Here is a 14,002-nt window from a genome sequence, read left to right on the forward strand (position 1 = left end):
TAGGTTTAGTTCTTTGGTGCCGTTGGGGAAAGCACATCGGTGCACAAAGCCGCGCACCTGTGTGAAAACAGATACAATCGCGCCGCCATTGCACACCGGTGCCGCGCATGCGATGCCCTAGGCAGATTGATCTGCGAGCAGGCACGGCATGAAACAGGCAGAAACAGTAACATTCGGTGGTTCGGGGCTTGATCGCGCGGGCGAATTGCGCACCAACGTGACCGAACTTGCGCTCGCCGCCGCCGATTCACTGGCGCGGGCGGTTCTCTACTGGCGCGGCAAACCGCTGCTGTGCGGAAAAGAGCGCAACGGACTGGCGCGCCTGGCACTGGATCATCCGGTTCTGGATCAGGCATCGGATGAACGGATATTTCTGGGCCGTGAAGACGGGCATGCGGTGTTTGCCTGCGTCCTGGATGGCTGGCAGCCCAAGGATGTCGACGAAGCCAAGATGGGCGCGTTTTTCGACCCGACAGAGCAGCACCATCCGCTGTTGCCGCCCGACCATGTGTTCGCCGAACTGCGCGGAGTGATGACCCGCCTTTCGCCGCGCGATGCCGAAATGGCCGCCACCGGCAAAGCGGTGTTTGCGTGGCATGAAATTCACCCGTTTTGCGCCAAGTGCGGGGCCGCGACCGACATGGCCAATGCCGGATGGCAGCGCGATTGCCCGGCCTGTGGTGCGCACCATTTTCCGCGCACGGATCCGGTTGTGATCATGCTGATCACCTGTGGCAACGCGGTGCTGATGGGGCGATCGCCGGGGTGGCCTGATGGCATGTATTCCCTGCTGGCCGGATTTGTCGAACCGGGTGAAACGCTTGAGGCCGCAGTGCGCCGCGAAGTCAAGGAAGAGGCAGGCATTGATGTGGGTGAAGTGACCTATCTGGCCAGTCAGCCGTGGCCGTTTCCCGCATCGCTTATGTTCGGGTGCGCCGGCGTTGCCACCAGCCGTGATATCTGCATTGATCCGCTTGAAATCGAGGATGCGCTGTGGGTGTCGCGCGAAGAGATGATGGACGCCTTTGCCGGCACACATCCCAAGCTGCATCCGGCGCGCAAGGGTTCGATCGCGCATTTTCTTTTGCGAAACTGGCTTGCGGATTCGCTGGATTGACGCGACAGTCGGGGTTAAGGGACAAAAGGGTGTGGGCGGTGCTGACTGACCGCAGTTTGATACACCACCGGGCGGGCTATGAAATTTTCGACCAGAGAAGATATCGACGCACCGATTGATCAGGTGTTCGAAATGCTATCGGATTTCGACGTTTATGAACGCAATGCGTTGCGTCGCGGGGCGGATGTGCGCCGTGTTGATGCGCTGACCGGCCCTGCGGTTGGCATGCAGTGGAAAGCGGCGTTTACGATGCGGGGTAAACCGCGCGATCTGGAAATCACGCTGGTCGAGTATAACCGGCCCGATTGCCTGTTGTTCCAGTCAAAATCGGCAGGCATCGAAGGCGCGTTGTCGATGGATCTGATGGCGCTGTCACGCGGGCGCACACGGCTGTCCGTGGCGCTGGAACTAAAGCCCAAGAACCTGTCGGCGCGGTTGCTGGTGCAATCGCTGAAATTGGCCAAGTCAAACCTGACACTGCGGTTCAAGCAGCGGGTGGCCGAATATGCCAAGGTCATCGAAGACCGTAACGCCGCGCCGGTTCGCCCGTTCTAGTCAGTGCCGTCCCGGGTCTGCCGGATAGACGCCCAGAATCTCAAGCATGTCGGTAAAGTAATCCAGTTCGTCCAGCGCCAGTTTGACGTTGGGATCATCGGGATGGCCTTCGATATCGGCGTAAAACTGGGTCGCGGTAAACGACCCGCCTACCATATAGCTTTCCAGTTTGGTCATGTTGACGCCGTTCGTCGCAAAGCCGCCCATCGCCTTGTAAAGGGCGGCGGGAATGTTGCGCACCTGAAAAACGAAACTGGTGATCATACCGTGTTTGCCGCGCCGCGATGTATCTGCCGTGCGCGACATGATCAGGAACCGGGTGGTGTTGTTGCCCTGATCCTCGATATGACGGGCCAGAACGTCCAGCCCGTAGATATCGCCTGCCAGTTCTGACGCCAGCGCACCCATTGTCGGATCGCTCGCCAAAGCCACCTGTTTCGCCGACCCGGCCGTATCCGCGCCGGTGACACGGTGGATACCGTGTTCTTCCAGAAATTTGCGGCACTGGCCCAGCAATACGGTATGGCTCATCGCGCTTTTGACGTCGGCCAGTTTAGTACCCGGCAAGGCCAGAAGGTTGATGTGCACCCGCACGAATGCCTCTTCGATGATGTGCAGCCCGGATTGCGGCAAAAGGGAATGAATGTCGGCCACCCGCCCGTAGGTCGAATTTTCGACCGGCAGCATCGCCAGTTCCGCCGCACCTGTGGATACGGCAGAAATCGCATCTTCGAATGTACGGCAGGGCAACGCTTCCATATCGGGGCGTGCGTTGCGGCATGCCTCGTGTGAATAGGCGCCGGGTTCTCCCTGAAATGCGATTTTATGGGTCATCCTGCCCTCTTTCCTGTGCAATCGCGCACCGGAAACTGACCGGTGGGCGTTTGGTCGCGGTAACTACACCTTGCCACAGCCAAGGGGAAGCAATAGATACGCGCAAAAGCAGTTTATGGAATGCGGATCAATGCTCGACACGATGACGTTCACTAAAATCGCCGGCGGCCTTTGTGCGGCTCTTCTGATCTTTCTTCTGGGCAAATGGGCGGCTGATATCCTTTACGGGGATCATGGCCACCATGAACAATCCTATGTGATTGAAACCGGCGATGATGAAGGCGGCGAAGCCGAAGAAGCCGGACCCAGCTTTGATGAGCTGATGGCGTCTGCCGATATCGAAAAAGGCGCTGGCGTATTCAGAAAGTGCAGCGCATGCCACAAGCTGGAGCAGGGCGCAAACGGTACTGGCCCCTACCTTTACGGTGTGGTTGGCCGTGAAAAAGCAGCTGCCGAAGGATTTGGCTATTCCGACGTGCTGGCCAGCATGGACGGTGCCTGGACCCCGGAAAATCTGGACGGGTTTCTTGAAAAGCCCAAAGATTACGCGCCCGGAACGACTATGGCATTTGCCGGTTTGAAAAAGCCTCAGGACCGGGCCGATCTGATCGCCTATCTTGACAGTCTGGACAACTGATCACCGGATCAGACAGAATTTGGGCCGCTTTTGCAGATGCAAGGGCGGCCTTTTTCATTGGCATGTGCCGCATCCGGTCAAATCCGCTTGTATCGCGCGCCTTGGGTCTTGAATATTGGCAATCGCGCCCTTTAGCTTAGATAGATGATAACGCAGGCAAGCTGCGACCACCCGACAGGACAAAGGATATCCCCATGACCCGATCCCGCGCTCGCGCCAAAGCCCTGCCCGATATTCGTGCAAGGGCGTTTCTGACGGCGGGGATTATGCTGGCGGTGTTGGTGATCTGGGGCAAACAGGTGGCCGCGCAAAGTGACGATATCATCATATCCCACGGCTATTCGTTTTACGGTGATCTAACCTATCCGGCGGATTACACGCATTTTGACTACGTGAACCCCGATGCGCCTAAAGGCGGCGAGATTTCCTTTGCCGCGCTGGGCACGTTTGATTCGATGAACCCCTATTCGCGCAAGGGCCGGCGTGGGCAGCTAAGCTGGATGATGTACGAAAGCCTTTTGGGCGACGGACCGTCAGGCGCGGCCGTACCTGCCGATACTTACGGTGAAGGATACGGGCTGCTGGCCGAACGGCTGGAATATCCGGCCAGCAAGGACTGGGTGATATTCTACATGCGCAAAGAGGCGCGGTTTTCCGATGGCACGCCTGTCACGGCGCATGACGTGTTGTTCAGCCACAACCTGCTGCTGGAACAGGGCCTGCCCTCATATGCGGCAGCGGTGAAAAAGCGTATTCCCAAGGCCGAAGTGCTGGATGACCACACGATCAAGTTCTATTTCACAGAAGACATTTCGCGCCGTAGCCTGATTGATCAGGTGGGCGGTGTGCCGGTCTGGTCGAAAAAATGGTTCGAAGACACCGGCGCGCGGCTGGATGAAAGCCGCATGGAAACATCGCCGGGGTCAGGCCCCTACATGATCGAAAGCGTCGATATCAACCGTCGCATCGTTTACAAACGCAACCCCGATTACTGGGGCAACGATCTGCCGTTCAATGTGGGCCGCAATAATTTTGATCGCATCCGCATCGAATATTTCGGCGATGACACATCCGCGTTCGAAGGTTTCAAGGCGGGGGAATACACATTCCGCACCGAGGGCGATTCCAAAAAATGGGCCACGTCCTACGATTTTCCGCGTGTCGCCAAAGGCGAGGTGGTCAAGAAAGAACTGCCTGACGGCACACCACCCACGCCGTCCGGTATCGTGTTCAATCTGGGGCGTGATGTGCTGAAGGACAAACGGGTGCGTCAGGCGATTGCTCTGGGATTCAACTTTGAATGGACCAACGAATCCCTGCAATACGGGCTGTTCAAACAGCGTGCGTCATTCACACAGGATACGCCATTGATGGCAACCGGTGTACCCGAAGGCGATGAACTGGCGTTTCTGCAATCGCTGGGCGATATCCTTCCGTCCGAACTGCTGACGGAACCTGCTGTGATGCCGCATACGTCCAAGGCCGACCGTCTTCTCGACCGGCGCAATCTGCGCACTGCGATGAAGATGCTGGACGAGGCGGGATGGGCCGTGGGCAGTGACGGAAAGCGGCGCGATGCGTCGGGCCGCCCGCTGCGCGTGACCTTGCTGTTCAATACGGCTTCGGATGGCACGTTAAGTGGCGTGATCGAAAATTTCATGTCCAATCTGACGGCCATGGGGCTGGATGCGGTTCTGGAAAAGGTCGACCCTGCACAATACACGCTGCGCGAACGCGACCGCGATTATGATCTGGTGTTCGACAGCTACGCATCGTTTCTGGGCACCGGCACCGGATTGATGCAACGCTACGGGTCCGAAGATGCCGCCGTGTCGTTATTCAACCCCGCCGGTCTTGCCAGCCCGATGGTCGATGCGATCATACAGGCGTCTTTGCAGGCGCAAAGCAGCGAAGAGGAACAGGCGTCTTTGCGCGCACTGGACCGAGCGTTGCGCTATGAATTCTTCATGATCCCGGTGTGGTACAATGACAGCTATTGGCTGGCCTATTACGATCAGTACGAACATCCCGAACCACTGCCACCCTATGCGCTGGGCCAACTGGATTTCTGGTGGTTCAATGCCGACAAGGCCGCTGCCTTGAAGGCCGCCGGCGCGCTGCGGTAAGTACAGCCACATGGGCGCCTATATTCTTCGCAGGTTACTGCTGATCATTCCGACACTGTTCGGCATCATGCTGGTGAATTTCACGCTGACCCAGTTTGTGCCGGGCGGGCCTGTGGAACAGGCGATTGCGCGCGCGCAGGGCGAAGGCGATGTGTTCGGCGGGTTTACCGGGGGTGGCGCAGGCGATGCAGGCGCCACAGATTTTGCCGCCAGCGAAAAATACGTGGGGGCGCGGGGGCTGCCGCCCGAGTTCATTGAACAACTGGAAAAGGAATTCGGCTTTGACAAGCCGCCGCTGGAGCGGTTCGGCAACATGCTGTGGAATTACCTGCGGCTGGATTTCGGGCAAAGCTATTTCAGATCAATCAGTGTGATTGATCTGGTCATCGAAAAGCTGCCCGTGTCGATCACCCTTGGCCTGTGGTCGACGATCATTGCCTATCTGGTGTCGATCCCGCTGGGCATCCGCAAGGCGGTGAAAGACGGCACACCTTTTGACACATGGACCAGCGGCGCGATCATCGTGGCCTATGCGATCCCCGGGTTTCTGTTTGCCATTCTGCTGCTGGTGCTGCTGGCAGGTGGGTCATACTGGCAGATATTTCCGCTGCGCGGCCTGACATCGGATAATTTTTCCGAACTGTCGACATGGGGCAAGGTTGTTGATTACGCATGGCACATCACGCTGCCGGTGCTGGCATCGACCATATCGGCCTTTGCCACGCTGACCCTGCTGACCAAGAACAGTTTTCTGGACGAGATCAAGAAACACTATGTCATGACCGCCCGCGCCAAGGGCCTGTCGGAACGGCAGGTTCTTTACGGGCATGTGTTCCGGAATGCGATGCTGATCGTGATCGCCGGGTTTCCGGCGGTGTTTATCGGTGTGTTCTTTGCCGGATCGCTGATCATTGAAACGATCTTTTCGCTCGACGGGCTTGGCCGGCTTGGGTTTGAGGCCGCGGTGGCGCGCGACTATCCGGTCATCTTCGGCACGTTGTTCATCTTTGGCCTGATTTCACTGGTCGTCGGAATCCTTTCGGACATCATGTATGTTCTGGTGGACCCGCGCATCGATTTCGAACGGCGCGAGGGATAATGGCTCTTTCTCCGCTGAACCAGCGCCGCTGGCGCAACTTCAAACGCAACCGGCGCGCCTTTTGGTCGCTGATGATCTTTTCGGTGCTGTTCGGCCTGTCGCTGTTTGCCGAATTTATCGCCAACGACAAACCGATCCTCGTGTCCTATCGCGGCGATTTCTACATGCCGGTGTTCAAATTCTATCCCGAAACCGAATTTGGCGGCGATTTCCAGACCGAGGCGATCTATCGCGATCCCGAAGTGGCCTGCCTGATCGAAACCGGCGGGCTGGAAATATGTCTGGATGATCCCGAAGCCACGATCGAGGACGCAGCAGACGGTGTTGTAGACGGGGAAGCGATCGAAAAAGGCTGGGCCATCTGGCCGCCCATTCCCTATTCCTACAAAACCGCCGTGGACCGGCCAGGCGCGGCCCCGTTGCCGCCCAACGCGGAAAACTGGCTGGGCACGGATGACACGAAACGCGACGTGCTGGCGCGGGTGATCCACGGGTTCCGCCTGTCGATCCTGTTTACCCTGATGGTCACGGCGGCCGCATCCCTGATCGGGATCTCGGCGGGCGCGGTGCAGGGATATTTCGGCGGTTGGCTGGATCTGGTGTTCCAGCGGATCATTGAAATCTGGTCATCAACCCCATCGCTTTATGTGATCATCATCATGTTCGCGGTGCTGGGGCGAAGTTTTTGGCTGCTGGTGTTCCTGCTGGTGCTGTTCAGCTGGACCAGTCTGGTGGGTGTGGTGCGCGCCGAATTCCTGCGGGCGCGCAATCTGGAGTATGTGCGCGCGGCCAAGGCGCTGGGCGTGGGCAACGTGACGATCATGTTCCGTCATATGCTGCCGAACGCGATGGTGGCCACGCTGACCATGCTGCCCTTTATCGTCACCGGCACCATCGCCACGCTGGCCAGCCTTGATTATCTGGGCTTCGGCTTGCCCGCTTCCTCGCCATCTTTGGGCGAACTGACATTGCAGGCCAAACAGAACCTGCAGGCCCCGTGGCTGGCCTTTACCGCCTTTACGGTCTTTGCGGTGATGCTGTCATTGCTGGTGTTCATATTTGAAGGCATCCGCGATGCCTTTGATCCGCGAAAGACATTTACATGACGGCCTTGCTGGATGTGCAGAACCTGACCGTTTCGTTCCGTCAGGACGGGGCAGAAACCAAAGCGGTGCGCGGTGTCAGCTTTGCGCTGGAGCGGGGCGAAACCGTGGCCCTTGTGGGCGAAAGCGGGTCGGGTAAATCAGTTACGGCACTCAGTACTGTATCCCTGCTGGGCGACAGTGCGCGTGTCGGCGGATCGGTTACCTATGACGGGCAGCAGATGATCGGTGCAGACGAGGCGCTGTTGCGCAAGGTGCGCGGCAACGACATCAGTTTCATCTTTCAGGAACCCATGACATCGCTGAACCCGCTGCACACGCTGGAACGGCAGTTGACGGAATCGCTTGCCCTGCATCAGGGCTTAAGCGGGCAGGCGGCGCGTGACCGGATTGTCGAGTTGCTGACCAAGGTTGGTATACGCGACCCTGAAAGCCGCCTGGGTGCCTACCCGCACCAGTTGTCTGGCGGGCAACGCCAGCGCGTGATGATCGCGATGGCGCTGGCCAACAAACCCGATGTTCTGATAGCGGATGAACCGACCACAGCGCTGGACGTGACCATTCAGGCACAGATTCTGGACCTGCTGAAAGAGCTGAAAGACAGCGAAGGCATGGGCCTTTTGTTCATCACCCACGATCTGGGCATCGTGCGGCGCATTGCAGACCGCGTCTGCGTGATGAAAGACGGTGAAATCGTCGAAACAGGCCCGACGGCGCAGATTTTCGAGAACCCCCAACACCCCTACACGATCAAACTGTTGGGGGCCCATGCTGTGGGCCAGCCCGGCCCGGTGCCCGAGGATGCCCCCGAAATCGCCCGGACCGAGCATCTGAAAGTGTGGTTTCCGATCCACCGCGGCCTGTTGAAACGCACGGTAGGTCATATCAAGGCGGTGAACGATGCCAGCATTTCCGTGCGCGCGGGCGAAACTGTTGGCATTGTCGGCGAAAGCGGGTCGGGAAAGACCACGCTGGCGCTTGGCCTGATGCGGCTGATCGCCTCTGAGGGTGGCATCACGTTCATGGATCAGGACGTGCGCCAGTGGTCGACGCGCGAATTGCGCCGTTTGCGCAAGGACATGCAGATCGTGTTTCAGGATCCGTTCGGATCGCTGAGCCCGCGCATGACCTGCGCGCAGATCATCTCCGAAGGGCTGGCCATTCACAAGGTCGATCCGGCGCGGGCCCCGCGCGAACTGGTGGCCGAGGTGATGGTGGAAACCGGCCTTGATCCGGCATCAATGGACCGGTACCCGCACGAGTTTTCCGGCGGGCAGCGCCAGCGCATCGCCATCGCACGCGCCATGGTGCTGCGCCCGAAACTGCTGGTTCTGGACGAGCCGACATCGGCGCTGGATATGACGGTACAGGTGCAGATTGTCGATCTGTTGCGCAATCTTCAGGCCAAATACGGGCTGGCCTATCTGTTCATCAGCCATGACCTGAACGTGGTGCGCGCGATGTCACACAAGGTGATGGTGATGAAACAGGGCGACGTCGTGGAATACGGCGATGCCGAAGCGTTGTTTGAACACCCGCAGACCGATTATACCAAGGCATTGATGAACGCCGCGCGATAAGCGCGAGAAAAACGGTGGCACTGCATGGTGCCAGCGCCGTGTTTTTGAGTATTTCCGGACAAATGAAGCCGAAGCCCGTGTGCCGCGATCAGATGGCCGAACTGTGCCCTGCCTTGCTGAGATCATAGGCATCCAGACTGCGTGCCATCATCCGCGTCAGCGCGCGCGCTTTCGGTGGCACAAACAGGCCGGTTTCATCGACGTTGACCATATCGGGAAACTGCGTGGCAATACCGTCCAGCATCTGCATCACCTGGGTCTGGGCAACACCGAACCGGTTGGTGATATCGGCCAGATCAACGCGGAAATCGCACATCAATGCCTCGATCATGCGCGCGCGCAATCTGTCGTCTTCGCTGAACACATGGCCGCGTGCGGTGGAAAACCGCCCGTCTCGAATCGCGCCGGTATGGGCCGAGGTCGCGGGCGCGTTCTGGGCATACCCTTGCGGAAATTTCGAGATCGAGGATGCGCCGACGCCGATCAGAACGTCTGAGGTGTCATCGGTGTAGCCCTGAAAGTTGCGCCGCAAGGTGCCGGCCTTTTTCGCAAAGCTGAGCCCGTCTGATTGTGTGGCGAAGTGATCAATGCCGATTTCTTCGTAATTGTCCCACAGGAACAGGCGGCGTGCGGTTTCGAACAGGTCGAGCCGTTCGGCGGGGGTGGGCAGGGCCTCGGATGGGATCATCGACTGGCGGCGCGCCATCCACGGCACATGAGCATAGCCATAAAGTGCGACCCGGTCGGGATTGAGCGACAGAAGTTTCTGAACCGAAGTTGTCATGCGTTCCTGGCTCTGGTGCGGCAGGCCGAACAGGATATCCGCGTTCAGGCTGGCCACGCCGCGTTCGCGGATCATGTTCGCGGCATCGCGGGTCACGTCATAGCCCTGAATGCGCCCGATCGTCTGCTGGATTTCCTCGTCGAAATCCTGCACCCCGATCGAGGCGCGGTTCATGCCCGACGCGGCCAACACATCAAGCCGCGCTTCGTCGATTTCGTTGGGATCGATTTCAACCGAGAATTCGGCACTTTCCCCCAGCGGGGCGACATCGAAAATCGTACCGGCCAGATCCTGCATCATGGAAGGCGACAGCAAGGTGGGTGTGCCCCCGCCCCAGTGCAGACGGTTCAGCGTTACACCCTGCGGCAATTCACGTTTCAGCAGGGCAAGTTCCGATTTCAGCGTGTCCAGATAGGCCATCACCGGTCTGTCGCTTTGTGTGCCCTGGGTGCGGCAGGCGCAAAACCAGCAAAGACGGCGGCAAAACGGCACGTGGATGTATAGCGATACGGAGGCCCCGGGCGAAATGGCGCGGATCCAGCTGCTGAAATGATCAGCCCCCACTTCGGTGCTAAAATGGGGTGCTGTCGGATAGCTGGTATAGCGTGGCACTTTCGCGTCAAAAAGACCCAGCTTGGCCAATTGTGTTTTTGTTTCCATGCAAATACCTTAGAAGATACAAATCCGGTACTTCTTTGACCTAAATCAAGCGCGAACAGAATATGCCCCAGCTGAAGACAACGCAGTTGAATGAATTGCCGCAGGAATGCAGCGGCTGCCCGATCCGGCATCGGGCTGTCTGCGCGCGGTGCGAATCCGACGAACTGGAACGTCTGGAAGGCATGAAATATTACCGGTCATACGAGGCCGGACAAACCATTATCTGGGCCGGCGACCGTATGGAATTCGTTGCGTCGGTTGTCAGCGGCATCGCGACGCTGACCCAGACCATGGAAGACGGCCGCACCCAGATGGTGGGCCTGTTGCTGCCGTCTGATTTTGTCGGGCGTCCGGGGCGTGAGGGATCCGCCTATAATGTGATTGCGACAACCGATCTGGTGATGTGCTGTTTCCGCAAGAAACCGTTCGAGGACATGATCCAGACCACGCCGCATATCGCACATCGTTTGCTGGAAATGACGCTGGATGAACTGGATGCAGCCCGCGAATGGATGCTGGTGCTGGGGCGCAAGACCGCGCGCGAAAAGATCGCCAGCCTGCTGAGCATCATTGCCCGCCGTGACGCCACACTGAAACTAGTCGGGACCGATGGTCCTTTGGTGTTCGACCTGCCGCTGACCCGCGAGGCGATGGCCGATTATCTGGGTCTGACGCTGGAAACGGTCAGCCGCCAGATGTCGGCACTGAAAAAAGAAGGCGTGATCCTTCTGGAAGGCAAGCGCCATGTCACCGTGCCGGATATGTCGCGTCTGATGGACGAGGCCGGGGATGACAGCGATGGCGGTATGCTGGCCTGATCGATGGAACGGCGCGCACCATAACGGATACGCGCCGTGAACCGTCAATGGGCCATGAATACCGGCACCTTGGCCTGTTCCAGCATATAGCGGGTGGCACCACCAAGGATCGCTTCTCGCAGGCGGGAATGGCCATAAGCGCCCATCACCACCATATCGGCGTCCACATCGGTGACATGCCGGTTCAGAATGTCCGATACCCGCGGCATGGTCTTGCTCAGCACGTCAATCTCACAATGAACGCCATGACGCGACAGCATCTGTGACAGCGGGCCGCCGGGATCGGACCGGTCCTGCCCGTGGGCGGGGGGATCGATCACCACGATATGGACGGCATCCGCCGCCTTGAGCAATGGCAGGGCCGCGCGGATGGCCACAAGGGCTTCGGCGCTTTGGTTCCAGCCGACCACGATGCGTTTGGGCGTTGTGAACGGCGCTTTGTCCATCGGTACAACAAGAACCGGGGCGCGACCTTCGAACAACGCAGCCTCGACCACGGCTTCAACCTCGGGGCCCTGATCGTTGCCATAGGGCTGTGGCAGGATCACCAGATCGGAAAACCGTGCGGGCAATGCCACATGGCGGCCCAGATCGGCCAACGCGGCCACAGCCGTATCGCTGGCCCAGCGCACATCGGCCTGTTTCAGCTTTTTGCGGGCCAGCGCATCCAGTTCTTCTGCTTCGTTCTGGGCGCGGGTAATGGTTTCCTGCAGGATCATCGCATTGGCGCCGGCATAATAATACCCGACCTGGCTGCGATCCACGCCCAGCGACACGACATCGATATGGGCGTCTTCTGTACCGGCAAGCGCAATGGCCTGATCCAGCGGTTCGTTCAAAAGCTGCGTATCCGTCAGTACGGTCAAAAGCGATTTGTAGCTCATGGACCTCTCCTTTGTTGGCTTTATGATTCGACCCTAGTGCGCCCGCGCGTGTGCTACCTTGACTCGGATCAATACGAATGCGGCACAGTGTTGATGCAGATCAAGGCACCAGCGCGGCGTTCGGCCCAAAACACCCCCAGTCTAAATCCGTTTTTCGCGACGACGAATCGCGAACGACATGACGAAGGGACGAAGGATGTCGAATTATATCAAGCTTGTAGCGCTTGGTCTGGTCACGCTGTTTGCGATGATCGCGACCAATTATGCGCGCGATGTGGCGTACCAGGTGCACGCCGTTATCATCATGTTGGTGGCAGGCGGTCTGTTTTTGCACACGTTGCGCCAAACCGGCGAAGCGATGGTGCCTGCACCGGCCAACGAATACATGGACGGTGTTGTAAGGGCGGGGGTTATTGCCACGGCACTATGGGGGGTCGTCGGCTTCCTGGTTGGTGTTGTCATTGCCTTTCAGCTAGCCTTTCCGGCGCTTAATCTGGACGTGCTGCAAGGCTATGGCAACTTTGGTCGCCTGCGGCCGCTGCACACGTCAGCGGTTATCTTTGCGTTTGGCGGCAACGCCCTGATCGCAACGTCATTCTTTGTTGTGCAGCGCACCAGCGCGGCGCGGCTTTGGGGCGGCAATCTGGCGTGGTTCGTGTTCTGGGGCTACCAGCTGTTTATCGTGCTGGCCGCAACCGGTTATTTGCTGGGCGGAACCCAATCCAAGGAATATGCAGAGCCTGAATGGTATGTCGATCTGTGGCTGACCATCGTCTGGGTGGCCTATCTGGGCGTGTTCCTGGGCACCCTGGTCAAACGGAAAGAGCCACATATCTACGTGGCCAACTGGTTCTACCTTGCGTTTATCGTAACGGTGGCGATGCTGCATGTTGTCAACAACATCAGCATTCCGGTGTCGATCTGGGGCTCCAAATCGGTACAGGTGTTCAGCGGCGTGCAGGATGCGATGGTGCAGTGGTGGTATGGCCACAACGCCGTGGGCTTTTTCCTGACAGCCGGCTTTTTGGGTATGATGTACTATTTCGTTCCGAAACAGGCCGAACGCCCGGTGTTCAGTTATAAACTGTCGATCATCCACTTCTGGGCGCTGATCTTCCTTTATATCTGGGCCGGTCCGCACCACCTGCACTACACCGCGTTGCCGGATTGGGCCTCGACCCTTGGTATGGTGTTCTCGATCGTGCTGTGGATGCCCAGCTGGGGTGGTATGATCAACGGCCTGATGACGCTGTCCGGCGCATGGGACAAGCTGCGCACCGATCCGGTGATCCGCATGATGGTGATCTCGATCGGGTTCTACGGCATGTCGACCTTTGAAGGTCCGATGATGTCGATCCGTGCGGTCAACAGCCTGAGCCACTATACAGACTGGACCATCGGTCACGTGCATTCCGGCGCTTTGGGCTGGAACGGTATGATCACCTTTGGCGCGCTGTACTATCTGGTGCCGGTGCTTTGGAAACGCGAGCGTCTCTATTCGCTGTCTCTGGTCAGCTGGCACTTCTGGCTCGCTACAATCGGTATCGTTCTTTACGCGGCGTCGATGTGGGTGACAGGTATCATGGAAGGCCTGATGTGGCGTGAAGTGGATGCCAACGGATTCCTCGTGAACTCGTTCGCCGATACCGTGGCTGCGAAATTCCCGATGTATGTGGTGCGCGGTCTTGGCGGGGTCATGTTCCTCGGTGGGGCGCTGATCATGTGCTATAACTTGTGGATGACTGTGAAAGGCAGCCCGGCCAAAGAGGCCAGCCTGTCCACAGCCGTTCCGGCCGAATAAGGAG

12 protein-coding genes are annotated in these 14,002 nt (G+C 58.5%); 9 read left to right on the plus strand and 3 right to left on the minus strand.

Annotation, left to right across the window (positions count from 1 at the left end; genetic code table 11):
- Positions 1-148: 148 nt before the first annotated feature.
- Both nudC and C1J05_RS01195 read left to right on the plus strand, forming a co-directional pair.
- A complete protein-coding gene (nudC, locus tag C1J05_RS01190) occupies positions 149-1,117 on the plus strand; it encodes an NAD(+) diphosphatase (protein ID WP_114868660.1) in 969 nt (322 codons plus the stop codon).
- Positions 1,118-1,195: 78 nt separating this feature from the next.
- Positions 1,196-1,672 carry an SRPBCC family protein gene (locus C1J05_RS01195; RefSeq protein ID WP_114868661.1) on the plus strand — a complete coding sequence of 159 codons (477 nt, stop codon included), beginning with the start codon at positions 1,196-1,198 and terminating at the stop codon, positions 1,670-1,672.
- Here C1J05_RS01195 and C1J05_RS01200 read toward each other — a convergent pair whose 3' ends face one another.
- Positions 1,673-2,506, minus strand: coding sequence for a prephenate dehydratase (locus C1J05_RS01200; protein ID WP_114868662.1), 834 nt, complete (start codon positions 2,504-2,506; stop codon positions 1,673-1,675). It abuts the gene before it with no gap.
- 130 nt (positions 2,507-2,636) lie between these two features.
- Between C1J05_RS01200 and C1J05_RS01205 the strand changes: the two genes are divergently transcribed.
- From C1J05_RS01205 to C1J05_RS01225, 5 genes are all read left to right on the plus strand, one after another.
- The gene (locus C1J05_RS01205) at positions 2,637-3,143 is read left to right on the plus strand and encodes a c-type cytochrome (RefSeq protein WP_114872041.1); all 507 of its coding nucleotides are present in this window, start codon (positions 2,637-2,639) and stop codon (positions 3,141-3,143) included.
- Positions 3,144-3,337: 194 nt separating this feature from the next.
- Positions 3,338-5,269, plus strand: a complete 1,932-nt coding sequence (locus tag C1J05_RS01210) for an extracellular solute-binding protein (protein WP_114868663.1) — start codon at positions 3,338-3,340, stop codon at positions 5,267-5,269.
- Positions 5,270-5,279: 10 nt separating this feature from the next.
- On the plus strand, positions 5,280-6,368 hold the full coding sequence (locus tag C1J05_RS01215; protein ID WP_114868664.1) for a microcin C ABC transporter permease YejB: 1,089 nt from the start codon (positions 5,280-5,282) through the stop codon (positions 6,366-6,368).
- The gene (locus tag C1J05_RS01220; protein ID WP_114868665.1) at positions 6,368-7,474 is read left to right on the plus strand and encodes an ABC transporter permease; all 1,107 of its coding nucleotides are present in this window, start codon (positions 6,368-6,370) and stop codon (positions 7,472-7,474) included. The genes C1J05_RS01215 and C1J05_RS01220 overlap by 1 nt, the downstream gene beginning before the upstream one ends.
- Entirely contained in the window at positions 7,471-9,051 is a 1,581-nt protein-coding gene (locus C1J05_RS01225; protein WP_114868666.1) for an ABC transporter ATP-binding protein, read from the plus strand. The genes C1J05_RS01220 and C1J05_RS01225 overlap by 4 nt, the downstream gene beginning before the upstream one ends.
- An 88-nt stretch (positions 9,052-9,139) precedes the next feature.
- Here the strand turns inward: C1J05_RS01225 and hemN are convergent, their stop codons facing one another.
- Positions 9,140-10,495 carry an oxygen-independent coproporphyrinogen III oxidase gene (hemN, locus tag C1J05_RS01230; protein WP_114868667.1) on the minus strand — a complete coding sequence of 452 codons (1,356 nt, stop codon included), beginning with the start codon at positions 10,493-10,495 and terminating at the stop codon, positions 9,140-9,142.
- Between the two features lie 62 nt (positions 10,496-10,557).
- Between hemN and fnrL the strand changes: the two genes are divergently transcribed.
- Complete coding sequence (fnrL, locus tag C1J05_RS01235) at positions 10,558-11,313, plus strand: transcriptional regulator FnrL (protein WP_114868668.1); 756 nt, start codon at positions 10,558-10,560, stop codon at positions 11,311-11,313.
- 44 nt (positions 11,314-11,357) lie between these two features.
- On the opposite strand, the gene C1J05_RS01240 is transcribed toward fnrL, so the two are convergent.
- Positions 11,358-12,197: a universal stress protein gene (locus C1J05_RS01240; protein WP_114868669.1), complete on the minus strand. Its 840-nt coding sequence runs from the start codon at positions 12,195-12,197 to the stop codon at positions 11,358-11,360.
- Between the two features lie 196 nt (positions 12,198-12,393).
- Between C1J05_RS01240 and ccoN the strand changes: the two genes are divergently transcribed.
- Positions 12,394-13,998: a cytochrome-c oxidase, cbb3-type subunit I gene (gene ccoN / locus C1J05_RS01245; protein ID WP_114868670.1), complete on the plus strand. Its 1,605-nt coding sequence runs from the start codon at positions 12,394-12,396 to the stop codon at positions 13,996-13,998.
- Positions 13,999-14,002: the final 4 nt, after the last annotated feature.

The sequence above is a fragment of the Sulfitobacter sp. JL08 genome (genome assembly GCF_003352045.1).
Classification (GTDB): domain Bacteria; phylum Pseudomonadota; class Alphaproteobacteria; order Rhodobacterales; family Rhodobacteraceae; genus JL08.